Below are 26,990 nucleotides of genomic sequence, written 5' to 3'. Positions count from 1 at the left end.
TCCACCCGGCGCAGCCCCGCGCCGGCCCGCTTGAATCACCTGAACCGCCACCGGATCGACACCATGGGATACCCGTTCGCCACCGCTGCCCTTGGCCCGCTGCTGTTCGCGCAGGGGCGCTACGTGCGCCGCGTCACGCCGCGGCTGCCCGAGGCAGCCGGCCCGCGCGCCGGGGTGGCGGGCGACGGCCCGCCGCTGCGCGTACTGGTGGTCGGCGATTCGGCCGCCGCGGGCGTCGGCGTCGCGACGCAGCGCGACGCGCTGTCCGGGCAATTGGCGAACGCGCTGGCGGCCACGCACCGCGTGAGCTGGAAACTGCTCGCGCACACCGGACTGACCACGCAGGATCTCGTCGACTGGCTCGCCGCCGAGCCGGCCGAGCCGTTCGACGTGGCCGTCACGTCGCTCGGCGTCAACGACGTGACGGGCGGCGTGCCGCCGGCCCGCTGGCGGGCGCAACAGGCCGAGCTCGTCCGGCTGCTCGCCGCGCGCTTCCGGGTCGGGCACGCGATCCTGTCGGCGGTGCCGCCGATGGAACGCTTTCCGGCGCTGCCGCAGCCGCTCGCGTGGTATCTCGGGATGCGCGCGAAGCGGCTCAACACGGCGCTCGCCAACTGGGCCGCCACGCAGCCGCGTTGCACGTTCCTGCGCGTCGCGCTGCCGCTCGAACGCCACCTGATGGCCGCCGACGGCTTCCACCCCGGCGCAGCCGCCTGCGCCGCGTGGGCCGGGCAGGTCGCCGCCGCCGTGCTGCGGCGGGCAGCCGCATGACGCGGCGCGGCGCCCGTGCGCCAGCCGTTCACCGCACGGGCCGGCGGGCAACCACGCACGGGCGGCCTGCGCGTTCGCGCAAAATGCCGGCTTTCCTTGCGCAGGCGCCGGATCGCACCGCGCATTTCGCCCAACGCGCCAGTACAAGCGGCGGCGCCATGCCAAAATAGCCGGTCGTCTTCGCGCCGTCTCGGCGCACCATCCTTTAGTTTCCTTCGCAGCCAGGGATTGCCATGTCGTCATTGCTCAGGATTGGTTTGATGGGTTTCGGTTTCGCCGGCGCGACGTTCCACGCGCCCGTGATCGCCACGAGCGGCCGCACTGAAGTCGCCGCGATCGCGACGGGTCAGCCCGATCGCGCGCAGGCCGCGTATCCGGGCGCGCGCGTCGTCCCCGATCTCGACACGCTGCTCGGCCTCGACGACATCGAGTGCGTGGTGATCGCCACACCGAACGACACGCACTTCGCGCTCGCGCGCCAGGTGCTCGAAGCCGGCCGCCACGTGGTCGTCGACAAGCCGGTCACGCTCACCGCCGACGAAGCGCTCGCGCTCGCGCGGCTCGCGAACGCGCGCAGCCGGCTGTTCGCGCCGTTCCACAACCGCCGCTGGGACGGCGACTTCCTCACCGTGCGCCGTGTCGTCGAATCGGGCGAGCTCGGCCGGCTGACCTGTTTCGAATCGCACTTCGACCGCTTCCGCCCAACGCCGCGCACGCGCTGGCGCGAGGAGCCCGCCCGCGGCGGCGGCCTGCTGCTCGACCTCGGCCCGCACCTGATCGACCAGGCGCTTGCGCTGTTCGGCGTGCCGGAAACCGTGAGCGCGACCGTCAAGACGCGCCGCGACAACGGCACGGCGCCCGATTTCGTGCACCTGCAGCTCGGCTATCCGGACAAGGACGTCGTGCTGCACGCGAGCGCGCTGTCGGCGATCGAACCCGCGCGCTTCACGCTGCACGGCACACGCGGCAGCTACCAGAAGTTCGGGCTCGACACACAGGAAGACCAGCTCAAGGCCGGCCTCACCGCGGACGACGTCGAATTCGGCGGCGGCAACCCGCCCGGCCTGCTGCGCGTGCTCGACGGCGACGTCGAGGTCGAGGTCGAGCGCCCGGTGCCGACGCTCGATGGCCAGTACGCGGAGTTCTACCGCGCGCTCGCCGCGTCGATCCGCGACGGCGCGCCGTTCCCCGTCACCGCGCAGGACGCCGTCGACGTGATGACGATCATCGAACTCGCCGCGCAAAGCGAGCACGATGGCCGCCGGCTGCCGTTCGTGCGCCGCACGATCTGACACCGCGCGCCGGCCGGTCATGGCCGGCCAGCTCACGCGCACTTGGATCGGCCGGAACATTCGGTTACAAATGCCGGGGGAACGAAAGTCAGCGCCCGACCGGTCTGACGCGTTTCTCAAAAAAGTCGATCCGACACCAATCCGTCAGGAGAATGTTGATGCAACGGTTGATTCGCGCAGCTGCGTGCTGCGTCCTGGTTTCCTCGCTTGCGGCCTGTATCGTGCAGCCGCAGCAGCCGGTCCGCCCGGCCCCCCCGCCGCGGCCGAATCCGCAGGTCGTCGCGAACGAGCGGATGCAGCAGATCCAGGGCCGGATCGACAACCTGCACCGCCGCATCGATGCGCGCGTGAACGGCGGCTACTACCCGCCGCCGTACGGCGCGCAGCTTCATCACCGCCTCGACGTGATCCGCCAGGAAGCGAACGATATGTCCGCGCAGCACAGCGGCGGCCTGTCCGGTGACGAGCAGCGCGTGCTGAACCAGGAACTCGACACGGCCGCACGCGCGATCGGCGAGTAACGCACCGGCTTCCGCCGGAGCGGAAAAAGCGGCGGCACCGGGTGCCGCCGCTTGTCGCGAAGCGACATTCTTTTGCTCAAATTGACAAGGCCCACCCGCTCGCGTACAGTCGCCCGCACGCGTCGGGAGAGCGTGTAACCGGGCTGTTTCAGCACCGGTTGCGCCGCCGAAGGGGCACACCCGCAAACTCTCAGGCAAAAGGACCGACCGCGTCGGGGAATCACGTCCGCGCATTGCGCGGGCCACACTCTCCCCGCACTCTGGAGAGCGGCAGTAGCCCGCAGCACATCGGTTGCGCGGGCAGGCTGCCCACCGAAGGGGCGCGCGTTCGCCAGGCCTGGCCGGCAGCGCAATCTCTCAGGTATCGAGGACAGAGGGGCATGTACCGGATCGCTCGCAGGCCATCGGCCGCGGCGGTCGGCACATGGCCGTTCTGATCCGCGCGCAAGCGCCTTGCCTGAGGCCTCGATGACTGCACTGAATCACACCCCGCTCAACGCCGCGCACCGCGCGCTCAATGCCCGCATGGTCGACTTCGGCGGCTGGGACATGCCCGTCAACTACGGCTCGCAGATCGAAGAACATGAAGCCGTGCGCACCGACGCCGGCATGTTCGACGTGTCGCACATGTGCGTCGTCGATTTCACCGGCAGCCGCGTGCGCGCGTTCTTCGAGCATGCGATCGCGAACAACGTCGGCAAGCTCAAGACGCCCGGCAAGGCACTCTACTCGTGCCTGCTCAATCCGCAGGGCGGCGTCATCGACGACCTGATCGTCTACTACTTCACCGAAGAATTCTTCCGCGTCGTCGTCAACGCCGGCACGGCCGAGAATGACATCGCGTGGTTCAACCAGCTTAACGAGCAAGGTGGCTTCGGCGTCACGATCGCGCCGCGCCGCGATTTCGCGATCGTCGCCGTCCAGGGCCCGAACGCCCGCGAAAAAACCTGGACGACCGTGCCCGCCGCGCGTGCCGCGACGAGCGAACTGAAGCCGTTCAACGCCGCGCAGGTCGCCGGCACGCCGTTCGGCGATCTCACCATCGCGCGCACCGGCTATACCGGTGAAGACGGTTTCGAAGTGATCGTCCCGGCCGTGCACGTCGAAGCGCTGTGGAACGCGCTGCAGCAAAACGGCGTGCGCCCGTGCGGGCTCGGCGCGCGCGACACGCTGCGCCTCGAGGCCGGCATGAACCTGTACGGCCAGGACATGGACGACACCGTCTCGCCGCTCGACGCGGGCCTCGCGTGGACGGTCGATCTCTCCGCGCCGCGCGACTTCGTCGGCCGCGCCGCACTGGAAGCCAACGGCACCCGCGCCGCGTTCGTCGGCCTGATCCTGCAGAAGGAAAACGGCAAGGCGGGCGGCGTGCTGCGCGCGCACCAGAAGGTCGTCACGCCGCACGGCGAAGGCGAGATCACGAGCGGCACGTTCTCGCCGTCGATGCAGGAATCGATCGCGTTCGCGCGCGTGCCGGCGGCCGTCCAGATCGGCGATCTGGTCCAGGTGCAAATTCGCGACAAGAATCTTCCCGCGCGCGTGGTAAAACTGCCGTTCGTGCGCAACGGCAAGGTCCTCGCTGCGTAACGGCCGGGAGGCCCGCCTCCCGGGAAGCCGGGAGATGGCGCCCGGCGCAACACCACACCCGGCGCGCCCCGGCGGCGCGCCAGCAAAACGAATCACACCCTTTTATCCAGGAGCATCCGATGAGCAACGTCCCGGCCGATCTGAAATACACCGACGAACACGAGTGGATCCGCACCGAGGCAGACGGCACGCTGACGGTCGGCATCACCGATCACGCGCAGAGCACGCTCGGCGACATCGTCTTCCTCGAGCTGCCGGCAGTCGGCAAGCAGGTGAAGGAAGGCGACGCCGTCGGCGTCGTCGAATCGGTGAAGGCTGCATCCGACATCTACTCGCCGGTGTCCGGCGAGGTTGTCGCCGTCAATACGGAAGCCGCCGACGCACCGGAAGAAGTGAACAGCGACGCGTACGGCGTGTGGCTCTTCAAGATCAAGCTCGCGGCCGGCGCATCGACCGACAAGCTGATCGACGCTGCCGCCTACACCAAGCTGATCGACTAATTTCCTCACCCGAACCGCGCGGGGCCGGCCAGCCGCCCCGTCCCGCGCGGGACCAGAGTCACGCCATGAAGCTCGAACACCCGGACCGCCTGATGAACCGCACGCCCCTCTCGCTCGCCGCGCTCGAAACGCACGACGCGTTCGCCGAACGCCATATCGGCCCCGACGCCGCCAGCCAGCAGGCCATGCTCGACACGCTCGGCTTCGCGTCGCGCGCCGCCCTGATCGACGCCGTGATCCCGGCCTCGATCCGTCGCGCCGAAACGCTACCGCTCGGCCCGTTCGCGCAGCCGAAGAGCGAGGCCGAAGCCCTCGCCGCGCTGCGGGTTCTCGCGGACAAGAACCAGGTGTTCCGCTCGTATATCGGTCAGGGTTACCACGACACGCACACGCCGGCCGTCATCCTGCGCAACGTGCTCGAAAACCCGGCGTGGTACACGGCCTACACGCCGTACCAGCCCGAAATTTCCCAGGGCCGCCTCGAGGCGCTCCTGAACTTCCAGCAGATGGTGGCCGACCTCACGGGCCTCGCGATCTCGAACGCGTCGCTGCTCGATGAAGCCACCGCTGCCGCCGAAGCCATGACGCTGCTGCAGCGCACCGGCAAGCCGGCGTCGAACGTGTTCTACGTCGCCGACGACGTGCTGCCGCAAACGCTCGAAGTGATCCGCACGCGCGCGCTGCCGGTCGGCATCGAGGTCAAGACGGGCCCGGCCGCCGACGCGGCACAATCGAATGCATTCGGCGTGCTGCTGCAGTACCCGGGCGTGAACGGCGACGTGCGCGACTACCGCGCGCTCACCGAAGCGATCCACGCGGCCGGCGGCCACGTGGTCGTCGCGGCCGACCTGCTGGCCCTCACCGTGCTCGCGCCGCCAGGCGACTGGGGCGCGGACGTCGCGATCGGCAACACGCAGCGCTTCGGCGTGCCGATGGGCTTCGGCGGCCCGCACGCCGCGTATCTCGCGGTGCGTGACGAATTCAAGCGCCAGATGCCGGGCCGCCTCGTCGGCGTGACGGTCGACGCGCAGGGCAAGCCCGCGCTGCGCCTCGCGCTGCAAACCCGCGAACAGCACATCCGCCGCGAGAAGGCCACGTCGAACGTGTGTACCGCGCAGGCACTGCTCGCGATCATGGCCAGCATGTACGCGGTCTACCACGGCCCGCACGGCCTGAAGACGATCGCGCTGCGCGTGAACCGCATCGCGGCGCTGCTCGCCGCCGGCGTGAAGCAGCTCGGCTTCGCGACCGTCAACGACACGTTCTTCGACACGCTGACGATCGACACCGGCGCGCGCACCGCGCAGATTCACGAATTCGCGAAGGCGAAGCGCATCAACCTGCGCCGCGTGAGCGACACGCAAGTCGGCGTGACGGTCGACGAAACGACGACGCGCGACGACCTCGCCGATCTCCTCGCCGTGTTCGCGCAAGCCGCAGGTGGCACCGCGCCGGCCGTCGACGCGCTGGACGCGGGCCTCGCCGGCGTCGCCGCGCTGCCGGCCGGCCTCGAGCGCACGAGCGCGTACCTGACGCACCACGTGTTCAACCGCCACCATTCCGAAACCGAAATGCTGCGCTACCTGCGCAGCCTGTCGGACAAGGATCTCGCGCTCGACCGCTCGATGATCCCGCTCGGCTCGTGCACGATGAAGCTGAACGCGACGTCGGAAATGCTGCCCGTCACGTGGCCCGAATTCGGCCGGATCCATCCGTTCGCACCGGCCGAGCAGACCGTCGGCTACCGCGAGATGATCGACCAGCTCGAGCAGATGCTCGTCGCGGCCACCGGCTACGCGGCCGTGTCGCTGCAGCCGAACGCGGGCTCGCAGGGCGAGTACGCCGGCCTGCTGATCATCCACGCCTACCACGCATCGCGCGGCGAAGCGCACCGCGACGTATGCCTGATCCCGGCGTCCGCGCACGGCACGAACCCGGCATCCGCGCACATGGCCGGCATGAAGGTCGTGGTCGTTGCATGCGACGCGCAAGGCAACGTCGACATCGCCGACCTGAAGGCGAAGGCCGACGAGCATTCGAAGGATCTCGCGGCGATCATGATCACGTATCCGTCGACGCACGGCGTGTTCGAGCAGAACGTGCGCGAGATCTGCGAGATCGTCCATGCGCACGGCGGCCAGGTGTACGTCGACGGCGCGAACATGAACGCGATGGTCGGCCTGACCGCGCCGGGCCAGTTCGGCGGCGACGTGTCGCACCTGAACCTGCACAAGACCTTCTGCATCCCGCACGGCGGCGGCGGCCCGGGTGTCGGCCCGGTCGCGGTCGGCGCGCACCTCGCGAAGTTCCTGCCGAACCAGCGTTCGACCGGCTACACGCGCGCGGAAGACGGCATCGGCGCGGTATCGGCCGCGCCGTACGGCTCGGCGTCGATCCTGCCGATCTCGTGGATGTACATCGCGATGATGGGCGCGAAGAACCTGACCGCCGCGACGGAAACCGCGATCCTCAACGCGAACTACATCGCGAAGCGCCTCGCGCCGCACTACCCGGTGCTGTATTCGGGCCCGGGCGGGCTGGTTGCGCACGAGTGCATTCTCGACCTGCGTCCGATCAAGGAATCGAGCGGCATCACCGTCGACGACGTCGCGAAGCGCCTGATGGACTACGGCTTCCACGCGCCGACGATGAGCTTCCCGGTGCCGGGCACGCTGATGGTCGAGCCGACCGAATCGGAATCGCAGGAAGAACTCGACCGCTTCATCGCCGCGATGATCGCGATTCGCGACGAAATCCGTGCGGTCGAGGAAGGCCGCGCCGATCGCGAGGACAACCCGCTGCGTCACGCACCGCACACGGCAGCCGTCGTCACCGCGAACGAATGGCCGCATGCGTACTCGCGCGAGCAGGCTGCGTACCCGGTCGCGTCGCTCGGCACGAACAAGTACTGGCCGCCGGTCGGCCGCGCGGACAACGTCTACGGCGACCGCAACCTGTTCTGCTCGTGCGTGCCGATGTCGGAATACGCATAACGCGCGTCAGGCCAGGAGCCGCCAGATGGTGACCGCACCGCACGCAACCGGGGTTGCGTGCGGTTTTTGCATTCGCCGCCCGAACCGGTGCGCGTTCGCCCGCCAATCCGGCTAACATCACACGCGATCCAGCCAATGAAGGAGTTCCGCATGGTGCGTCCGATGTTTCCGGGCCAGGGTGCAATGCAGAGCCGGCCGCGCACGCGCGCACGCCGGTTCGCGCCGATGCTCGTCGCGTCGCTGTCGTTTGCCGCTGCCGGCCTCGGCGCGTCCGGCAGCGCGCGCGCGGCGATGAATTTCTGCGCGGCGCCGGCACTGCAGGCGAGCGAGACGACCCAGGCCGAGCCGGGCGTCCAGGCGCTGATCCGCAGCGTCGACGCGCGCATCGGCGAGCAGCCGAAGGCCATGCCGCGCGTGCACACCGAGGGCACGCTGCCGCACGAAGGCATCTACGACCAGAGCGTCGACGCGCTGAAGGATCTCGACCTGATGCGCGACGCCGCGCTCGCGTGGCGCGTGACGAACGCGCCGCGCTACCTGCAGCTCGTCGACCGCTTTCTGTCCGCCTGGGTCGCGACCTACCAGCCGAGCTTCAACCCGATCGACGAGACGCGCTTCGACAGCCTGATCGTCGCGTACGACATGACCGCGAGCGCGCTGCCGGTGAAGACCCGCAACGCGACGGCCGCGTTCATCGCGAAGCTCGGCGCCGGCTATGTCGCACAGATCGACGCGCAGAAGCGCCCGCTCACCGGCACCTGGCGCAACAATTGGCAAAGCCACCGGATCAAGCTGATCGCGCTGTCCGCGTTCACGCTCGGCGACCGCAAGATGATGAACGCCGCGCAGCGGCTGTTCGTCGAGCATCTTGCCGACAACATCGGCCCGGACGGCAAGACGTGGGACTTCGAGGAACGCGATGCGCTGCACTATGCGGTGTACGACCTGCAGCCGCTGGTGACGGCCGCGCTCGCCGCGCGCCGCTTCAACCGCAACTGGCTGCGCGAGCGCGGCGCGAACGGCGCGACGCTCGCGGCCGCGCTCGACTGGCTCGTGCCGTACGCGCTCGGCGAGAAAACGCACGAGGAATTCGTGAATTCGCCGGTGCCGTTCGACGCGAAGCGCCGCGAGGCCGGCCTGCCGGGCTACACGGGGCAGTGGGACCCGAAAAACGCCACCGAACTCTTTCATCTGGCCGCGCGGCTCGACGGGCGCTATGCCCGCGTCGCGCAGCAGCTTTCCCCAACGCCGCCCGCATGGCTCGCCGCGTGCCTGCCATTGCAGGCGCGCTAGCACTACTCTTAAAGCAAGGCAGAAATCAACATGGCAGTCAGCGTCTTTGACCTCTTCAAGATCGGTATTGGTCCGTCCAGTTCGCATACGGTCGGGCCGATGCGCGCGGCGCTGATGTTCGTCCAGGGCCTCGAGCGCGACGGGCTGCTCGACGCAACGGCCCACGTGAAGGTCGAGCTGTACGGCTCGCTCGGCGCCACCGGCAAGGGCCACGGCACCGACCGCGGCGTGATGCTCGGCCTGCTCGGCGACGCGCCCGACACCGTCGATCCCGACACGATCGACGCGCGGCTGGAAGACGTCCGCAAATCGAAGCAGCTCGCGCTGCTCGGCACGCATCCGGTGCCGTTCGTGCTGAAGGAGAACATCGCGTTCTACCGCCAGGCGCTGCCCGAGCACCCGAACGGGATGAAACTGCGCGCGTCCGACGCGAGCGGCGCGGTGCTGGTCGAGCGCACCTACCTGTCGGTCGGCGGCGGCTTCGTCGTGACGGCCGGCGCACCGAACACGAAGGTGCTGAGCGCGGCCGAGCAGATGACGCACCCGTTCCGCACCGGCGCCGAGCTGCTCGCGCTGACCGAGTCGACCGGCAAGTCGATCGCGCAGCTGATGTGGGAAAACGAGCGCGCGTGGCACACCGAGGAAGAGACGCGCGACGGCCTGCTGAAGATCTGGGCCGTGATGCAGTCGTGCGTGTCGCGCGGCTGCGGGATCGGCAACCCGGAAGCCGACGGCAACCTGCCCGGCCCGTTCCAGGTCAAGCGCCGCGCGCCGCAGCTGTACCGCACGTTGACGGGCAGCCCGGAACGCGCGCTGCAGGATCCGCTGTCGATGATCGACTGGATCAACCTGTATGCGATCGCGGTCAACGAGGAAAACGCGGCCGGCGGCCGCGTCGTCACCGCGCCGACCAACGGCGCGGCGGGCATCATCCCGGCCGTGCTGCACTACTACACGCGCTTCACGCCCGGCGCGAACGAACAGGGCGTGATCGACTTCCTGCTGACGGCCGCCGCGATCGGCATTCTTTACAAGCTGAACGCGTCGATCTCCGGTGCGGAAGTGGGCTGCCAGGGCGAGGTGGGCGTCGCGTGCTCGATGGCGGCCGGCGCACTCGCGGCCGTGCTCGGCGGCACGCCGCAGCAGGTCGAGAACGCGGCCGAAATCGGGATGGAACACAACCTTGGCCTCACCTGCGACCCGGTCGGCGGGATGGTGCAGATCCCGTGCATCGAGCGCAACGCGATGGCGTCGGTGAAGGCCGTCAACGCGGCGCGCATGGCGCTGCGCGGCGACGGCTCGCACTACGTGTCGCTCGACTCCGTGATCAAGACGATGCGCGAGACGGGCGCCGACATGAAGACGAAGTACAAGGAAACGTCGCGCGGCGGGCTCGCGGTGAATATCGTCGAGTGCTGAATGCCCCCGGGCCCATCGCTTCGCGTCAGGCCCCCGAGGGGCCTATTCCCCGAAGGGCCTCACTTCGAGGCCGAAAACCTGGAGCGCCCTCGCTTTTTCTTGAGAGCGCCGCGCGTCACAGCCACTGCCGCCGCGCATGCAAGACGCGGAGAATCTCCACAATGTTGTCGGCCGGCCGGATGCGATATACGAGCACGTAGTTCGGTGCGACCACCAGCTCGCGCGTGCCCGCCGCGCGCCCTTGCCGATACAGTTCGGCGCGCGCGGGCAACGCCGCGGCGCGCTCCTCCAGCCGCTCGTCCAGCTCGAGCGCGGCCAGCGGGTCATGCCGGCCGATGTAGTCCATGATCGCGGCGCGGTCCTCGCACGCCTTAGGATGCCAATGCAGCGCGAGGGTCAAACAGCATTACCCCGCTTGCCCGCGATCCGTTGACGCAGCGCGGCACGGCGCGACGCAAACTCTGCGCTGACCTCGGCATCGGGAATCGACGGGCGCGGATCGTCCAGCGCCTGCTGCACCTGCTCGCGAAACCAGCGGTCGTGGACAGCCGCTTCATGGGCCGCTTTCAGCGCGGCCGCACGATCGGGCCGGGTCGCCCGGCCGGCTGCATCCGGGTCGAAATCCGACGTGTCAACATCGAACCGGCTGATGCCGATATCGCGCAGAAATCCGACCAGGGTTTCAAAACGACGGAACACGCGCACGTCGCCGCGCTTGGCCGACAGGAGCCGTTCGCTTGCGCCGCAACGGGCCGACACGGCCCAGCCGTTGCCGCAGCCGATCACCCGCGCGGCGCGCACCGCACCGGCCTCGACGAGCTGGACGAGGGTCTTTTGATCAATCGTTTCGGTTGCCATGACGGATCCTCGATCCCGTTAGTCATTCTGGAAAATTTTACTATTGAACGGGCTCCCGTTTTATTATTACTTGGGAGGCACGACATCGATGATCGAGACCCGTATTCGTCTCGACATCCGTAGCCCTCAATTCTCCCCGTCGAGCAATCACGCACAAGCTGGCCGTTCGGCCAACCGAAGCCGGCGCGCGCGCGCCGACCCGTTACTATCTTCACGCCCCGATAATCGGGGTTTTGGCCAGCCGGGCCCGGCATGATTCCCGCCCCCAGTCGCAGTCATGATCCGGGGGGTGTTGTCACCGGGCCTGGTGGGTGGCTGGTGATCGCTGATAGGGGTTTGGCCGGGATATCCCGACGCCGTCCGTAACGTGGATGCCGAGACTTGCCACCGTTGTTGCGGGCCAATCCGTTCACTCTGCACAAACTGCGATGCAAGACACACAACAACGTGATGCCGTCGATGTCTTCGTCGGCGTCGATGTCGGTAAAGGCCAGCATCACGCCGTCGCACTCGATCGAAACGGCAAGCGTCTGTACAACAAAGCGCTACCCAACGACGAGGCCAAGCTGCGTGCCCTCATCGCTGAACTCAAGACTCACGGTCGACTTCTGTTCGTCGTCGACCAGCCTTCCACCATTGGCGCACTCCCAGTGGCCGTCGCCCGCGCTGAAGGTGTACTCGTCGCCTATCTGCCGGGACTGGCTATGCGCCGCATCGCTGACCTGCACGCCGGCGAAGCCAAGACCGATGCCCGCGACGCCGCGATCATTGCCGAAGCGGCCCGCTCGATGCCGCATACGCTGCGCTCGCTTCGATTGGCCGACGAGCAGCTCGCCGAGCTCACCATGCTATGCGGCTTCGACGATGATCTCGCCGCTCAGGTCACTCAGACCAGCAACCGCATTCGCGGCCTGCTTACCCAGATTCATCCGGCGCTCGAGCGCGTTCTCGGACCGCGCCTCGACCATCCGGCGGTGCTCGATCTGCTTGAGCGCTATCCGTCGCCCGCCGCGCTTGCCGCAACCAGCGAGAAGACGCTCGCCAACCGTCTGACCAAGCTCGCGCCCCGCATGGGCAAGAACTTAGCGGCCGAAATCGTTCAAGCGCTGAGCGAGCAAGCCGTGATCGTACCCGGCACGCAGGCTGCCACCATCGTCATGCCCCGCTTGGCCCAGCAACTCGCCGCCTTGCGCAAGCAGCGTGGCGAAATCGCCGCCGAAGTTGAGCGGCTGGTGCATGCTCACCCTCTTTGGCCGGTCCTGACCAGCATGCCGGGAGTCGGCGTCAGGACCGCCGCCAGACTCCTGACCGAAGTCGCCCATAAAGCCTTCGCTTCGGCTGCTCATCTGGCGGCCTATGCTGGCCTCGCGCCGGTCACCCGGCGCTCAGGCTCGTCGATCCGTGGCGAACATCCATCCAGACGCGGCAACAAGGTGCTCAAGCGCGCCTTGTTCCTCTCCGCCTTCGCCGCCTTACGAGACCCAGTCTCACGGGCCTACTACTCGCGCAAGGTCCAGCAAGGTAAGCGCCACAACCAGGCACTCATCGCGCTGGCACGGCGACGCTGCGACGTCCTGTTCGCCATGCTGCGCGACGGCACCATTTACCAACCCAAGTCAGCCCCTAACGCTTGACGAAAGACATAGGGGCACCCCCCCCGCGTTCCGACACTTTTCACCGCCCCACCGACAGGCGTAAGCTGTACGTCCCGCTACCCAGGGAGACGGCAGCCCATGTCGCATTCCAAGGATCTCGAGCAGCCCGCCACCACCGGCGCGCGACTGCTCGTCGATGCGTTGCTCGCCAATCACGTCGAACGCGTGTTCTGCGTGCCGGGCGAGAGTTTCCTCGCCGTACTCGATGCGCTGGCGGACGACACCGCCCGCATCCAGACGGTCGTCTGCCGCCACGAGGCGGCCGCCGCCAACATGGCCGAGGCCGTCGGCAAGCTGACCGGCCGCCCCGGCATCGCGTTCGTCACGCGCGGGCCCGGCGCGACGCATGCGTCGATCGGCGTGCACACCGCGTTCCAGGATTCAACGCCGATGATCCTGTTCGTCGGCCAGTGCGCACGCGAGCACCTCGACCGCGAAGCCTTCCAGGAAATCGACTACCGGCGGATGTTCGGCCAGATGGCGAAATGGGTCGCGCAGATCGACGATCCGCGCCGCATTCCCGAATACCTGAGCCACGCGTTCCACGTTGCGATGTCGGGCCGTCCGGGCCCGGTCGTGCTCGCGCTGCCGGAAGACGTGCTGTCCGAAGCGTGCGCGCCGCAGCCCGTCGTGCCGGCCGCGAAACGCGTCGCGGCCGCGCCGTCGGCCGCGCAGCTCGACGAACTGCGCGAGCGGCTCGCGCGCGCGGAACGGCCGCTGGCGATCGTCGGCGGCAGCGGCTGGACGCCCGACGCGTGCGCGAACCTGCGCACCTTCGTCGAGCGCTGGCAACTGCCGGTCGCGTGCGCCTTCCGCTACCAGGACACGATCGACAACGCCCACCCGAACTATGCGGGCGACGTCGGGCTCGGGATCAACCCCGCGCTCGCGAAGCGCATCCGCGACGCCGACCTGCTGCTCGTGATCGGGCCGCGCCTCGGCGAAGCGACGACCGGCGGCTACACGCTGCTCGACATCCCGAAGACGCGCCAGACGCTGATCCACGTGCACCAGGGCGCGGACGAGCTTGGCCGCGTGTATGCGGCCGACCTGCCGATCGTGTCGGGCATGCCCGAGATCGCCGCGCCGCTTGCCGCGCTCGAGGCGCCCGAGCACCCCGCCTGGGCCGGCACCGCTGCCGACGCGCACCGCGCGTATCGCGAATGGCATGCGCCGCTGCCGATGCCCGGCGACGTCCAGCTCGGCGACGTGATGGTGCAGTTGCGCGAGCGCCTGCCGCACGACGCGATCCTCACCAACGGCGCCGGCAACTATGCGATCTGGCTGCATCGCCACTTCGCGTACCGGCACTTCCGCTCGCAGCTCGCGCCGACGAGCGGCGCGATGGGCTACGGCGTGCCGGCTGCGCTTGCCGCGAAGTCGCTGTACCCGTCGCGCGCCGTCGTCGCGCTCGCGGGCGACGGCTGCTTCATGATGGCCGGCAACGAGCTCGCGACCGCGATGCAGTACGGGCTGAACATCGTCGTGATCGTCGTCAACAACGGGCATTTCGGCACGATCCGCATGCATCAGGAGCGCAACTACCCGGGACGCGTGCACGGCACGGGGCTCACGAATCCCGATTTCGCCGCGTATGCGCGCGCGTTCGGCGCGCATGGCGAGACCGTCGAGCGCACCGCCGATTTCGCGCCCGCGCTCGAACGTGCGCTGACCTGCGGGCGGCCCGCCCTGATCGAAATCCGCATCCCGCAGGACGCCAGCACGCCGGCGGCGACACTCGAGCAGATCCGCGAACAGGGCCGCCGCGCGCGCGGCGGATGACGGTGGACACGCACGCCGCGCCACCCGACGTCGCGCTGTCGCACGACGACGCACTCACGCTCCCCGGCACGCTGCTCGCACCGGACGGCACGTTCGTCGCACCCTACGACCTCGAGCACGGCGGCGCGCGTGCCGTCGGCCACGTGCCGGCCACGGCCGCACGCAGGCTGCTGCACGCCGCGCACCGGCCGTTCCGGCTCGACTACGACAACGCACGGCACGTGCACGTGCGCGTGATCAACGGGATGGGCGTCACGCTCGGCGATTCGGTGATCGGGCTCACCGCCCTCGCCGCGCTGCGCGACGCGCACCCGGGCCTGCGCTTCACGCTGTACCGGCCAGCCCGCGCGCCGCGCTATGTCGAGGCGCTGTATGCGCTCGCGGCCGACATCGTCGCGCCGTCCCGCACCCTGCCGCACCCCGCCGACGCGCTGCTGGCGGACGCGCCGTGCATCGACGTCGGCAATCACCTGTACTGGCCCGCGTTCGCGCGGCTGCCGATGATCGATTTCTTCCTCGACGCGCTCGGCGTGGAACCCGCATCGGTGCCGGCATCGGCCAAGCGCAACCGCTGGCTCGCGCGGCTGCGGCTGCCTGCGTTGCCTGCGTCATGGCAGCGCCCGTACGTGCTGTTCTGTCCGACCGCGAGCACCGCATTGCGTAGCGTGCCGCCCGCACTGTGGGCAACGTTCGTCGAGCAGCTCGCGCAGCGCTACGGATTGCCGGTGGCCGGGTTCGGGCCCGTCGCGCATCCCGCCTATGTCGACGTGAGCGCCGATGCGGCCGACGATACGGCCCGGTTCATCGCATGGGTCAAGGGTGCCAGCCTGCTGTTCACGCCCGACACGGCCGCGCTGCATCTCGCCGACGGTTTCGACGTGCCGACGCTCGCGTGCTTCACGACGATCGGGCCGGCGCTGCGCGTGCGCGACTATCCGCATTGCGTGCCGGTCGCGCTCGACGTGCCCGCCGAATTGCTCGGGCTGCATCGCAGCGAGCGGCCGGCCGATCTCGCGGCGGTCGAGGCGGCCTATCGCGCGATCGATTGGGATGCGGTGGCGTGGCCCGCGCCGCGCGAGGCGGCGGCTACGGCCGCATAGGGAAGCAGGGTCCGGCGGGCAGCGGCGACGCCGAAAGCGCGCTGTGTGTCCGCGCCGCCTGAGCCTGAGCCTGAGCCTGAGCCTGAGCCTGAGCCTGAGCATGAGCCTGAGCCTGAGCCTGAGCATGAGCCTGAGCCTGAGCCTGAGCCTGAGCCTGAGCCGGAGCCGGAGCCGGAGCCGGAGCCGGAGCCTGAGCCTGAGCCTGAGCCAGTGCCGAAGTCTGCATCGAAACCAGAACCGCTTCGACTACCGCCCCACGCTTACCCCACCGTCACCATCGCTGCGCGATCGCGCAGCGTCTCCGATGGCCGCTTGCCGAACAGCCGCCGGTAATCGGTCGCGAACTGGCTGAGGTGCCAGAAGCCCCATGCCTCCGCCACGTCCTGCACCGAACCGGCCGCGCGGCCGCACAGGTCACGCCGCGCACCGTTCAGCCGTAGCGTGCGCAGGTAGGTGGCCGGCGCCATGCCGAGCACGTCCTGGAAGCAGTACTGCAGCGTGCGCCGGCTCACGTGCAACTGCTCGCACAGCTCGGGCACGCCGACCGGGCGCGTACGGTGCGCGAGCACGTAGTCGCGTGCCTGTTCGACGATCCAGCGCCGCATCGATGGCGCGCGGCCGGCGGCATCGTCGGCCGGTTGCGCACACACATCGAACAGCGCGGCCAGCACCTCGGCCTGCAGGTCGTCGCGCTGCGCATCGGCCAGCGGGCCGGCCATCGCCACCGCACCATCGAGCCGGCGGCCGAGCAGCGCGCACAGGCGCGCGAGCCGCGCATCGCCGACCTGCATCACGCGCTGCGTGAACAGCCGCTCGTCGAGCGCGCGGCGCTCGACCTCCTCCGCATAGCGGCGCAGCACGTCGCCGCGCACGACGACACCGTAGATCGAGAACTGCGCGGGCGTCACCAGTTCGAACTCGACATTGCCGGGCCGGAACGCGAGCGCACCCGGCCCGATGCGGCACGCATCGACGCGCGCGGTGCCATCGCACACGAGCGGGATGCCGAACCAGTACGCATCGCCGCGCACCTCGCACGCCTGGCGCAGCAGGTGGCTCGTCGATTCGCGAAACAGCTTCATCGTGTCGAGCGGCAGCTCGGTCAGCGTGCCGACGAAGCGGCCAGCCGCGAGCTGGTCGTAAGTCTGCCGCCAGCCGATCAGGTTGCGCGCCTGCTCGTCGGCGTCGTGCGCCACGCTGACGACCGCCTGCCCGGCCAGCGCATCGTCGCCCTGCGCGCTGCGCCGCGTGTCTTCGGCCGTCGGTTCTTCGCTGCACGCCACGTGTTGGTCCATCGTGTCCTCCCTCACCTGCCCGGAACCCCGCCTGTCACGCAAGTCCCGTGCCGAACGATGCATCACCTGTGCAAAGCCCGTCATTCGGCGCTGCGCGGCCTGCGCGCGCCATGTAGGCGTACCCAAACGCCCTGCCGTACGCACCCCGCCAGTGCGGCACGCGCCACGCCGGCGCACCCGGTGCGCTCCGCCCCGCCGGCGACACGCGACGGCCGGCTAGCCACCGTTCGCGCGCCGCAGCCGCACGACCCGCGTGCCGCAATTGCCGTACGCCTGCGCGACCGCCAACTCGACGATCGCACTGCCGGCCGGCCACGGCGCCGCGTCCGCATCGGACAGGTCCGTGCGCAGCGTCGCGCGCCCGTTGATCCGGTAACGGATACCGCGCATGAAGTCGACGAACAGCAACCCGACCCCGTTGCCATCGCACCGCGCAATGTCGCCCCGGCCGTCGTCGCCCTCACCGTACACCGGCAGCGCGAAGCGCAGCGTCTTCGTATCGATCACGCGCACGACCGGCAGCAGGTCGCCGTTCGCGTCGCGCCGGCTCTGCACGATGTCGCAGGTCACGCCCGCCGGCCCGCCGCAGGCCGTGCCGACGAACATGAACGGCTGCGTCTCGATGAATTGCCGCACACCGATGCTCAGCCGCGTCGTCACGACGTCGCTCATCCGCTCGGCCTCGTCGGCGACGCCAAAGCGTTGGTGCGCGTCGAGTTCACCCGCGTGGAACACGGGATGGCGCGGACGGGATCGGGGCGGTTCTGACATGGGGTTTTACGTCCGGCGCGCCGGCTCAACATGCCGCCGCGAGCAAACGGCCATCGGGTTCGTTTCCGTCGAAGGCCGCGGCAATGCGCGGCCGGTGTCGGGTTGCGACTGCGAATGGGCGGAAACGGCAAAACTCCGGATCGCCGGTCGGCCGTGCGGCGCGCATCTGCGCACCGGTCGTCGGCCAGGCAGCCGCCGTCGCCCGGCGCGACACGCGTTCGACGACCATCCGGCATCCGACGCTTCGCCGCTGACGCCGAAACTCGGCGCCCCGACCGGCCGGCAATCCATTGCCGGCCGGCCAGGACACCCGCGCGGGGATCAGAAGAACCCGAGCGCCTCGGCCTGGTAGCTCACCAGCAGGCACTTCGTCTGCTGATAGTTCGACAGCGCCATCTTGTGCGTCTCGCGACCGATCCCCGACTGCTTGTAACCGCCGAACGCCGCGTGCGCGGGGTACAGGTGGTAGCAGTTGGTCCACACGCGGCCGGCCTCGACCTCGCGGCCCATCCGGTACGCACGCGTGCCGTTACGCGTCCACACGCCCGCGCCGAGCCCGTAGAACGTGTCGTTCGCGAGCTCGATCGCGTCCTGCTCGTCCTTGAACGTCATCACCGACGCGACCGGCCCGAAGATCTCTTCCTGGAACACGCGCATCTTGTTGTTGCCGAGCAGCATCGTCGGCTTCACGTAGTAGCCCGTGCCGAGTTCCGCCGCCGGCGCCGTGCGTTCGCCGCCCGTCAGGCATTGCGCACCTTCGCCGCGGCCGATGTCGATGTACGACAGGATCTTGTCGAGCTGCTGCTGCGATGCCTGCGCGCCGATCATCGTCTGCAGGTCGAGCGGATGGCCGGCCTTGATGCGCTCGACGCGCGCGACGGCCTTCTCGATGAACTTCTCGTAGATCGATTCCTGGATCAGGATCCGCGACGGGCACGTGCACACTTCGCCCTGGTTCAGCGCGAACATCGCGAGCCCTTCGAGCGCCTTGTCGAGGAACGCGTCGTCCTGGTCGAGCACGTCGGCGAAGAAGATGTTCGGGCTCTTGCCGCCCAGTTCGACCGTCGACGGGATCAGGCTGTCGGCCGCCGCGCGCAGGATGTGCTTGCCGACCGGCGTCGAGCCCGTGAACGCGATCTTCGCGATGCGCTTGCTGGTCGCGAGCGCTTCGCCCGCTTCCTTGCCGAAGCCGTTCACGATGTTGATCGTGCCGGCCGGGAACAGGTCGCCGATCAGCTCCATCAGCACGAGCACCGACGCGGGCGTCTGCTCGGCCGGCTTCATCACCACGCAGCAGCCGGCGGCAAGCGCCGGCGCGAGCTTCCAGGCGGCCATCAGCAACGGGAAGTTCCACGGAATGATCTGGCCGACGACGCCGAGCGGTTCGTGGAAGTGATACGCGACGGTGTTGTCGTCGATTTCGGAGATGCCGCCTTCCTGCGCGCGGATGCAGCCCGCAAAGTAGCGGAAGTGGTCGATCGCGAGCGGCAGGTCGGCCGCCATCGTCTCGCGCAGCGGCTTGCCGTTGTCGATCGTCTCGGCCACGGCCAGCAGCTTCAGGTTCTTTTCCATCCGGTCGGCGGCGGCGAGCAGCAGGTTCGCGCGCTCGGCCACGGACGTCTTGCCCCACTTGCGGCGCGCGGCATGCGCGGCGTCCAGCGCCAGCTCGATATCGTCGGCGCCCGAGCGCGGGATGCGGCAGAACGGCTGGCCGTTGATCGGCGATACGTTCTCGAAGTACTCGCCTTTCACCGGCGGAACCCACTTGCCGCCGATGTAGTTGTCGTATTGCTGACGGTACGGGTATTCGACGTCGAGGCCCAATTGCTTCAGGTCAAACGGGTTCATACATGTCTCCTGTTTATCGTGCTTGTGTGAGTACAGCGCCGGTTCGAATTGCGCTGCCCTCGTTTACGCAACATGCGTGCCAAACAGGACGGAAACACGGCGACCCCAGCCGGCCCGCGGGCGCACCGTGCCGTGTTCATCGATGCCGCACGGCGGGTGTGCCGATTCTGAACAGCGCGACTGCGCCGCGCGCCGGGGCGGTGTTCGAAATTTCCACAGTGCGCAGGCGCACCTGAGCGCGAAGGCAGGCCACGCCGCGTGGCATGTCGCTTGCGTGCACAACGCGCATTCCCACGCAACGGCGTGTGCGCCGGACGACACCATGAACGACCGCGGCCCCCTGACCGACGACGCCATCGCGTTCATTCGCGAACAGGCGTTCCTGATCGTCGCGACCGCCGACGCGGACGGCAACAGCGACTGCTCGTACCGCGGCCGCGAGCCACGCGCGGACGGCTCGTTCGAGCCGCTCGTCGACATGCCCGACCGCCGCACGCTCGTGCTGCCCGACTTCGCGGGCAACAACCTGTTCAACACGATCGGCAACCTGCTCGTGAATCCGGCCATCGCGCTGCTGTTCGTCGACTTCGTGCGCCAGACGACCTGGCTCGTGCAGGGCCGCGCGACGATCGACGAGGAGGCGGAAAAACGCGCGCACGTGTGGCCCGCCGCGCGGCGCTATGTGGTGGTTGACGTGGAACGGGCGCAGGCACGGGAGGATGCGACGCTGCCGCCGTTGGTGCTGGCGTGATGCGCGTGACGGAGCGTCAACGTGCGAGCACAGCGATGACGAAACAAGACGGCACGCCGGCCGCCGTGGCCGGAGCACCCGTGCGCGACGACGCGCGACTCAACGTCCGTGCGTCTGGGCACACGCCGCTTCGATCCGGCTGCGCACCGGCACGTCGGTGTGCGCGTGCTCGCCGGCGTCGTCACCCGTTTCAGCCGCCGCCGGCCGCCCGCCGAGAAACGCAAACACCACCCCCGCACACAGCACCGTAACGACCGCCAGCCCGATCAGCAACCGATCGAACGCATGCGCGTAACTCGCGAGCAGCGCCGCATGCCCGACACCCGGCAGCGCGGCTGCCGCACCCGCCAGATCACCGGTCGCGAGCCGCGCAGCCGCACGCAGCGTCGCGTCGGGTGTGCCCGCAGCACCCGCCGCCTGCGCCAACCCCGCCCGCGCGAGCGCGGCCAGCACCGCACCGACGATTGCAAGCGCGATCCCCTCGCCGGCCACGCGCGTCGTACTGAAGATCCCCGTCGCCATCCCCGCGCGCTCCTTCGGCACGACGCTCACCGACAGCCCGTCCATCAGCCCCCACGGCATCCCGGCCCCGACGCCGATCGCCACCATCGGCGCGATCGCCGCAGGCCCCGCGCCGCTGCGCAGCGCGATCCCCAGCCACACGAGCCCGGCTGCCGCGATCAGGAGCCCGAGCCCCGAGATCACGCCGGCCGACAGCCAGCGCGTGAGCGTCGCGGCGACGAGCGGCACGACCAGCATCGGCGCGGAAATCGCGAGCATCAGCCAGCCGGCGTCGATCTCGCTGAAACCGTCGATGCCGATGAAGCGCAGCGGCAACACGACGAGCAGCACGATATAGCAGCAGCAGGTCGACACCGGCAGCACCTGCACGCCGACGAAGCGCGCGATCCGGAACAGCGACAGGTCGAGCATCGGCCGCGCGACCCGTGTCTCGATCACGACGAACGCGCAGGCGCCGAGCGCCGCGCCGGCCAGCAGCGCGATCACCAGCGGGCTCGACCAGCCGCGCGCCGGCGCCTCGATCACGCCGAACGTGAACAGCGTCAGCGTGGTGGTGAACGCCGCCGTGCCGGGCCAGTCGAGCCCCGTCGCATGCGGGTCGCGCGACTCGTGCATGCGCGGCAGCCCGAATACGAGCGACAGCCCGCCGGCCACCGCGCTCGTGACGAAGATCGCGCGCCAGCCGACATGCCCGATCAGCGCGCCGGCGAGCACCGGCCCGAACGCGAGCCCGATGCCGAAGGTCGTGCCGAGCAGGCTGAATGCGCGCGTGCGCGCCGCGCCGTCGAACTCCTGCGCGAGCGCGGCCGTGCCGCCCGCGAGCGCCGCGGCTGCCGCGAGCCCCTGCGCGGCGCGCAGCAGGTCGACCGCGAGCATCGACGGCGCGAACGCGAGCGCAACCGACATCAGCGTGAAGCCGCCGACGCCGATCGCGAACAGCCGCTTGCGGCCGAACTGGTCGGCCAGCGCGCCGGCCGCCATCAGGAAGCTGCCGAACGCGAGCATGAACGCGTTGGTGATCCAGTTCATCGCGACCGTGCCGCCGTGCAGGTCGCGGCCGATCGCCGGCGTCGCGACCGCGCCGCCCGAAAACGACAGCGGCAGCGCGACGGCGGCCATGCAGACGGCGGCCAGCACCCACGCGCGCCGGCGTGCCGACGGGTCTGAAGCGGCTGAAAAAGGGTGATCCATCATCGCTCCTCGAAAAGCCGGCGCGGATGCGCCGCCAGAGCGACAGAAGATAAATCCGATTCAATCCGCGAAAAACCACGCGAAGTTCCGCATATAACGGACTAGAATTCCGCAATTCACTCGACTACGCGTGTTGGCGCACGCCCTTCGATTCGATGGACAACCTGACCGGCATCGTCGCCTTCGTCCGCACCGCGGAAGCGCTGAGCTTCGTCGCCGCCGGCCGCGCGCTCGGCATCTCGGCGTCGGCGGTCGGCAAGACGATCGCGAAAATCGAGCAGTCGCTCGGCGTGCGGCTGTTCAACCGCACGACGCGGCGCGTCACGCTCACCGAAGAAGGGCGGCACTTCTACGAACGCTGCCAGCGGATCCTCGAGGATTTCCGCGATGCGGAAGCGACTGTCACGGCGTCGGCGCAGCGCCCGCGCGGCAAGCTGCGCGTGAGCCTGCCGGTGATCGGCTACCGGTTCCTGCTGCCGGTGCTGCCCGAATTCCGTCAGCGCTACCCGGACGTCGAACTCGATCTCGATTTCAACGACCGGATGGTGGATGTCGTCGAAGGCGGCTTCGACGCGGTGATCCGCAGCGGCCCGCTGTCCGATTCAAGCCTGATGTCGCGGCGGCTCGGCCCGTTCGCGTTCGTGCTGTGCGCGACGCCCGCGTATCTCGCCCAGGCCGGCACGCCGCGCACGCCGCGCGATCTCGAAACGCACGAGTGCGTGCGTTACTGCTTCCCGACCACCGGCAAGCTGCAGGACTGGGCGCTCGCGGCCGACGACGGCACGCCGCTGAAACTGCGCACCGCGCTGACCTGCAACAACATGGAAGCGCTGCGCGGCACCGTGCTCGCGGGGCTCGGCATCGGCTACATGCCCGACTTCCTCGCGCACGACGCGCTCGAACGCGGCGCGCTCGTCACCGTGCTCGACGACTACCGGATCGCGCCGGGGCAGTTCTCGATCGTGTGGCCCTCGAGCCGGCAGTTGTCGCCGAAGCTGCGCGTGTTCGTCGATTTTCTGTGCGAGCGGCTGTTCAGGTAGCCCCCGCAAGCCGCTCGAACTGCGCGAATACCGCCGCGTACCAGCGGCCCGCACGGCCCTTTTCAGTCCGCCCCGATCCGCTCCGCCTGCGGCAGCAACGCATCGCTGTCGTCCTTCAGCCCGACGCCCGTCAGCTGGAGCCTGCGCGCATGCGTCATCAGGTAATGCAGCTTGTGCGCGGCCGCCGCGTAAGGCAGCCCTTCGGGCCGCACGTTCGAGATGCAGTTGCGCAGCGCGTCGTGGCAACCGACCTTCGGCGCCCACGTCAGGTACACGCCGAGGCTGTCCGGCGAGCTGAGCCCCGGCCGTTCGCCGATCAGCATCGCGACGACCTGCGCGCGCAGCAGCTCGCCGATCTCGTCGCCGAGCGCGACGCGTGCCTGGGTCGCGACCACCACCGGGCCGATCCGCCAGCCGTCCGCATCGAGCCGCGGCCGCACCGCCTGCAGCAACGGCAACGCCTGCTTCGCGGCCGCGAACGCCGACAGCCCGTCACCGACCACGAACACGACGTCGGGTGCGTCGTCGAGCGCCGCGCCGTAGCCGGCCAGCCGCCCGCGACTGTCATCCGACAGCTTGCGGCCGAGGTCGGGCCGGCGCAGATAGTGGTCGCGGTCCGGCGCGGCGCTCTGCACGCCGAGCGTCGATAACCCGCATGTCTCGATCTCGCGCCGCAGCGCGTCCGCATCGAGCGGCTGGTGCACCGCGTCGCGCGCCTGCGCATGCGACAGGTTGAACGCGAGCAGCGGCGCGGTCGGCAGGCTGTTGCCCGCGCGACCGAGCGCGATCCGTGCGTTCGTGAACGCCTTCAACTGCGCCCACGGGTTCTTCTCGACGGCGTCGCTCATGCCGAAATCCCCATCCAGTCGTTCGCGCCCGCGAGCAGCGGCACACGCGACGTCGCGGCGCGCAATGCGCCGTGCGCGTCGGCGATCTCCATCGTTTCCAGCCACTCCTCGAATTCCGGCGCGCGGCGCAGGCCGAGCACCTCGCGCACGTAAAGCTGGTCGTGGAACGACGTGCTCTGGTAGTTCAGCATCACGTCGTCCGCCCCCGGAATGCCCATGATGAAGTTGATGCCCGCCGCACCGAGCAGCGTCAGCAAGGTATCCATGTCGTCCTGGTCGGCTTCCGCGTGGTTCGTGTAGCAGATGTCGCAGCCCATCGGCACGCCGAGCAGCTTCCCGCAGAAGTGATCCTCGAGGCCCGCGCGGATGATCTGCTTGCCGTCGTACAGGTATTCAGGGCCGATGAAGCCGACCACCGTGTTCACGAGGAACGGCTCGAACTTGCGCGCCACCGCATACGCGCGCACTTCGCAGGTCTGCTGGTCGACGCCGAAGTGCGCGTTCGCCGAGAGCGCACTGCCCTGCCCGGTCTCGAAGTACATCAGGTTGTTGCCGACCGTGCCGCGCTTGAGCGACAGCGCGGCCTCGCGCGCCTCGCCGAGCAGCGCGAGCGAGATCCCGAAGCTCGCGTTCGCCTTCTCGGTACCCGCGATCGACTGGAACACGAGATCGACCGGCGCGCCCTTCTCGATCGCCGCGATCGTGTTGGTCACATGCGTGAGCACGCACGACTGCGTCGGCACGCCGTAGCGCTCGCGGAACCCGTCGATCATCGCGAGCAGCTTCACGATCGCCGCGAGGCTGTCGGTGGCCGGGTTGATGCCGATCATCGCGTCGCCGCAGCCGTACATCAGCCCGTCGAGCATCGATGCGGCGATGCCCTTCACGTCGTCGGTCGGGTGGTTCGGCTGCAGCCGCACCGACATCCGGCCCGGCAACCCTACCGTGTTGCGAAAGCGCGTGACGACGCGGCGCTTCCTCGCCGCCGCGATCAGGTCCTGGTTGCGCATCAGCTTCGACACGGCCGCGACCATCTCGGGCGTCAGGCCCGGTGCGATCCGTTCGAGCGCCGCGCCGTCGGCCGCCGGCGACAGCAGCCAGTTGCGGAAATCGCCGACGGTCAGATGCGAGATTTCCGCGAACGCGGCGGCGTCATGATCGTCGACGATGAGGCGCGTGACCTCGTCGTCTTCATACGGGATCACCGCTTCGTTCAGGAACGCCTTCAGCGGCACACCCGCGAGCGCGATTTTCGCGGCGACGCGCTCCTCCTCGCTCGCCGCTGCGACGCCGGCGAGCTGGTCGCCGGAACGCAGCGGGCTCGCCTTCGCGAGCAGCGTCTTCAGGTCCGCGAAGCGGTACGTGCGCGGGCCGATCGTCTCCGTATAGGACATCTGCGAGTCTCCTTGCCAAAAGCCGACGGCGCGCCCGTTTGACGGGGCGCGCCGGATGCCGTCAGGAACGGCCGTTCACCTTCGCCATGCTCATTCCTCCAGCAGCACGTCGCCCGGCGCACTCGCACGCTGCGACCTCGTCGCGAGGAAGTACGCGTAGCCCACCGCGAGGAAGCCGACGAACACCAGCGCGACCAGCCCGTTGAAGACCACCATCGTACCGAGACAGACGAGCGCCGCAAGGATCGCGAATGCCGGGAAGATCGGGTACAGCGGCGCGCGGAACGGCCGCGCCATGTTCGGCTGCGAGCGGCGCAGCTTGAACAGCGACGCCATGCTCACGATATACATCACGATCGCACCGAACACCGACATCGTCACGATGTTCGCGGTCAGCGTCTGGCCGCCGAACTGGATCAGCTCGTCGCTGTAGATCGCCGCGATGCCGACCACGCCGCCCGCGAGGATCGCGCGATGCGGGGTCTTGAAACGCGGATGCACCTTCCCGAGCCACTCAGGCAGGTAGCCTTCGCGGGCCAGCGCGAAGATCTGGCGCGAATAGCCGAGGATGATCCCGTGGAACGACGCGACGAGCCCGAACAGCCCGAGCCACACGAGCATGTGCATCCAGCCGCTGTTCGCGCCGACGATGTACTTCATCGCCTGCGGCAACGGGTCGTTGATGTTCGCGAGCTTGGTCCAGTCGCCCGCGCCGCCGGCGAACACCATCACGCCGATCGCGAGTGCAACGAGGGTCAGGATCCCGGCGACATACGCGATCGGAATCGAGCGCTTCGGGTTCTTCGCCTCCTCGGCCGCCATCGCGACGCCTTCGATCGCGAGGAAGAACCAGATCGCGAACGGGATCGCCGCGAACATCCCGTGGAACGCGCCCACGCTGAAATGATCGGCGCCCGACCAGCCGCCCTTCATGAAGTTGCTCCACGCGAAGCCCGGCGACACGACGCCCATGAACACCAGCAACTCGAAAATGGCGAGCAGCGTGACGACCAGCTCGAAGGTCGCGGCGATCTGCACGCCGACGATGTTCAGCGCCATGAACACGAGATACGCGCCCATCGCCGCATGCTTCGGCTCGAGCCCCGGGAACTGCACGTGCAGGTACGCGCCGATCGCGAGCGCGATCGCGGGCGGCGCGAACACGAACTCGACGAGCGTCGCGGCGCCGGCAAGATAACCGCCGGTCGGGCCGAATGCGCGGCGCGCATACGCGAACGGGCCGCCCGCGTGCGGAATCGACGTCGTCAGCTCGGTGAAGCTGAAGATGAAGGTCGTGTACATCGCCGCGACGAACAGCGCGGTGACGACGAAGCCCAGCGTGCCGGCGCTCGCCCAGCCGTAGCTCCAGCCGAAGTATTCGCCGGAAATCACGAGGCCGACCGCGATGCCCCACAGTTGCCAGGTCCCGAGCGTCTGCTGCAGCGCGGGCTGGCCGGACGACTTGGCGCCGGCGGCGGGCCGGCCATTCGACTCTGCTTTCATCGGACTCTCTCCTCAAAGGCGCCGGGCCTGGCGGCCTGCGCGACTGAGAATCGATG

General features: G+C 69.0%; 22 protein-coding genes and 2 riboswitches. Of the genes, 13 read left to right on the top strand and 9 right to left on the bottom strand.

The window, feature by feature from the left end; all coding sequences use genetic code 11:
- Positions 1-63 precede the first annotated feature (63 nt).
- The 8 genes from ACPTTC_RS00750 (at position 64) to ACPTTC_RS00715 (ending at position 10,376) form a co-directional block, all read left to right on the top strand.
- Positions 64-771, top strand: coding sequence for an SGNH/GDSL hydrolase family protein (locus tag ACPTTC_RS00750; protein ID WP_423391291.1), 708 nt, complete (start codon positions 64-66; stop codon positions 769-771).
- A gap of 233 nt (positions 772-1,004) precedes the next feature.
- The gene (locus ACPTTC_RS00745; RefSeq protein ID WP_226199256.1) at positions 1,005-2,063 is read left to right on the top strand and encodes an oxidoreductase; all 1,059 of its coding nucleotides are present in this window, start codon (positions 1,005-1,007) and stop codon (positions 2,061-2,063) included.
- A 158-nt stretch (positions 2,064-2,221) separates the two neighbouring features.
- Positions 2,222-2,584, top strand: a complete 363-nt coding sequence (locus ACPTTC_RS00740) for a hypothetical protein (protein WP_027788671.1) — start codon at positions 2,222-2,224, stop codon at positions 2,582-2,584.
- Positions 2,585-2,697: 113 nt separating this feature from the next.
- Positions 2,698-2,800, top strand: a riboswitch (glycine riboswitch).
- A 34-nt stretch (positions 2,801-2,834) separates the two neighbouring features.
- A riboswitch (glycine riboswitch) is annotated at positions 2,835-2,968 on the top strand.
- 84 nt (positions 2,969-3,052) lie between these two features.
- On the top strand, positions 3,053-4,171 hold the full coding sequence (gene gcvT / locus ACPTTC_RS00735; protein ID WP_423391290.1) for a glycine cleavage system aminomethyltransferase GcvT: 1,119 nt from the start codon (positions 3,053-3,055) through the stop codon (positions 4,169-4,171).
- 119 nt (positions 4,172-4,290) lie between these two features.
- Positions 4,291-4,671: a glycine cleavage system protein GcvH gene (gene gcvH / locus ACPTTC_RS00730; protein ID WP_047899491.1), complete on the top strand. Its 381-nt coding sequence runs from the start codon at positions 4,291-4,293 to the stop codon at positions 4,669-4,671.
- Between the two features lie 65 nt (positions 4,672-4,736).
- Positions 4,737-7,664, top strand: a complete 2,928-nt coding sequence (gene gcvP / locus ACPTTC_RS00725; protein WP_423391289.1) for an aminomethyl-transferring glycine dehydrogenase — start codon at positions 4,737-4,739, stop codon at positions 7,662-7,664.
- 150 nt (positions 7,665-7,814) lie between these two features.
- On the top strand, positions 7,815-8,957 hold the full coding sequence (locus ACPTTC_RS00720; protein ID WP_175969857.1) for an alginate lyase family protein: 1,143 nt from the start codon (positions 7,815-7,817) through the stop codon (positions 8,955-8,957).
- A 30-nt stretch (positions 8,958-8,987) separates the two neighbouring features.
- Entirely contained in the window at positions 8,988-10,376 is a 1,389-nt protein-coding gene (locus tag ACPTTC_RS00715; RefSeq protein ID WP_175956720.1) for an L-serine ammonia-lyase, read from the top strand.
- Positions 10,377-10,491: 115 nt separating this feature from the next.
- Here the strand turns inward: ACPTTC_RS00715 and ACPTTC_RS00710 are convergent, their stop codons facing one another.
- Positions 10,492-10,776 carry a type II toxin-antitoxin system RelE/ParE family toxin gene (locus tag ACPTTC_RS00710; protein WP_423391288.1) on the bottom strand — a complete coding sequence of 95 codons (285 nt, stop codon included), beginning with the start codon at positions 10,774-10,776 and terminating at the stop codon, positions 10,492-10,494.
- Positions 10,773-11,234 (bottom strand): hypothetical protein, encoded by a 462-nt coding sequence (locus tag ACPTTC_RS00705; protein WP_175956707.1) that lies wholly within the window; start codon positions 11,232-11,234, stop codon positions 10,773-10,775. The genes ACPTTC_RS00710 and ACPTTC_RS00705 overlap by 4 nt, the downstream gene beginning before the upstream one ends.
- 428 nt (positions 11,235-11,662) lie before the next feature.
- On the opposite strand from ACPTTC_RS00705, the gene ACPTTC_RS00700 reads away from it, so the two are divergent.
- The 3 genes from ACPTTC_RS00700 (at position 11,663) to ACPTTC_RS00690 (ending at position 15,771) form a co-directional block, all read left to right on the top strand.
- Positions 11,663-12,868 (top strand): IS110 family transposase, encoded by a 1,206-nt coding sequence (locus ACPTTC_RS00700; protein WP_423391287.1) that lies wholly within the window; start codon positions 11,663-11,665, stop codon positions 12,866-12,868.
- Positions 12,869-12,967: 99 nt separating this feature from the next.
- A complete protein-coding gene (locus tag ACPTTC_RS00695; RefSeq protein ID WP_423391286.1) occupies positions 12,968-14,671 on the top strand; it encodes a thiamine pyrophosphate-binding protein in 1,704 nt (567 codons plus the stop codon).
- Positions 14,668-15,771, top strand: coding sequence for an ADP-heptose--LPS heptosyltransferase (locus tag ACPTTC_RS00690; RefSeq protein ID WP_423391285.1), 1,104 nt, complete (start codon positions 14,668-14,670; stop codon positions 15,769-15,771). Before ACPTTC_RS00695 ends, ACPTTC_RS00690 begins: the two co-directional genes overlap by 4 nt.
- Positions 15,772-16,031: 260 nt before the next feature.
- On the opposite strand, the gene ACPTTC_RS00685 is transcribed toward ACPTTC_RS00690, so the two are convergent.
- The 3 genes from ACPTTC_RS00685 to ACPTTC_RS00675 all read right to left on the bottom strand — a co-directional run bounded on the left by ACPTTC_RS00685 (position 16,032) and on the right by ACPTTC_RS00675 (position 19,685).
- On the bottom strand, positions 16,032-17,066 hold the full coding sequence (locus tag ACPTTC_RS00685; protein ID WP_175969852.1) for a helix-turn-helix domain-containing protein: 1,035 nt from the start codon (positions 17,064-17,066) through the stop codon (positions 16,032-16,034).
- Between the two features lie 216 nt (positions 17,067-17,282).
- Positions 17,283-17,837: a hypothetical protein gene (locus ACPTTC_RS00680; protein ID WP_423391284.1), complete on the bottom strand. Its 555-nt coding sequence runs from the start codon at positions 17,835-17,837 to the stop codon at positions 17,283-17,285.
- Positions 17,838-18,158: 321 nt separating this feature from the next.
- Positions 18,159-19,685 (bottom strand): acetaldehyde dehydrogenase ExaC, encoded by a 1,527-nt coding sequence (locus ACPTTC_RS00675; protein WP_089424179.1) that lies wholly within the window; start codon positions 19,683-19,685, stop codon positions 18,159-18,161.
- Positions 19,686-20,007: 322 nt separating this feature from the next.
- Between ACPTTC_RS00675 and ACPTTC_RS00670 the strand changes: the two genes are divergently transcribed.
- Positions 20,008-20,436: a pyridoxamine 5'-phosphate oxidase family protein gene (locus ACPTTC_RS00670; protein ID WP_423391283.1), complete on the top strand. Its 429-nt coding sequence runs from the start codon at positions 20,008-20,010 to the stop codon at positions 20,434-20,436.
- A 99-nt stretch (positions 20,437-20,535) separates the two neighbouring features.
- On the opposite strand, the gene ACPTTC_RS00665 is transcribed toward ACPTTC_RS00670, so the two are convergent.
- The gene (locus ACPTTC_RS00665; RefSeq protein WP_423391282.1) at positions 20,536-22,149 is read right to left on the bottom strand and encodes an MFS transporter; all 1,614 of its coding nucleotides are present in this window, start codon (positions 22,147-22,149) and stop codon (positions 20,536-20,538) included.
- 155 nt (positions 22,150-22,304) lie between these two features.
- On the opposite strand from ACPTTC_RS00665, the gene ACPTTC_RS00660 reads away from it, so the two are divergent.
- On the top strand, positions 22,305-23,189 hold the full coding sequence (locus tag ACPTTC_RS00660) for a LysR family transcriptional regulator (protein WP_423391281.1): 885 nt from the start codon (positions 22,305-22,307) through the stop codon (positions 23,187-23,189).
- 62 nt (positions 23,190-23,251) lie between these two features.
- On the opposite strand, the gene eutC is transcribed toward ACPTTC_RS00660, so the two are convergent.
- The 3 genes from eutC to eat form a co-directional block, all read right to left on the bottom strand.
- Positions 23,252-24,037, bottom strand: coding sequence for an ethanolamine ammonia-lyase subunit EutC (gene eutC / locus ACPTTC_RS00655; RefSeq protein ID WP_423391280.1), 786 nt, complete (start codon positions 24,035-24,037; stop codon positions 23,252-23,254).
- Positions 24,034-25,431, bottom strand: coding sequence for an ethanolamine ammonia-lyase subunit EutB (locus ACPTTC_RS00650; protein ID WP_423391279.1), 1,398 nt, complete (start codon positions 25,429-25,431; stop codon positions 24,034-24,036). The genes eutC and ACPTTC_RS00650 overlap by 4 nt, the downstream gene beginning before the upstream one ends.
- A gap of 90 nt (positions 25,432-25,521) precedes the next feature.
- On the bottom strand, positions 25,522-26,934 hold the full coding sequence (gene eat, locus ACPTTC_RS00645; RefSeq protein ID WP_175969845.1) for an ethanolamine permease: 1,413 nt from the start codon (positions 26,932-26,934) through the stop codon (positions 25,522-25,524).
- Positions 26,935-26,990 lie beyond the last annotated feature (56 nt).

This window comes from Burkholderia mycopellens (assembly GCF_964265025.1).
Lineage (GTDB): Bacteria > Pseudomonadota > Gammaproteobacteria > Burkholderiales > Burkholderiaceae > Burkholderia.
Note: the sequence above shows the minus strand (reverse complement) of the source record. Positions and strands in the feature narration are given on the sequence as shown.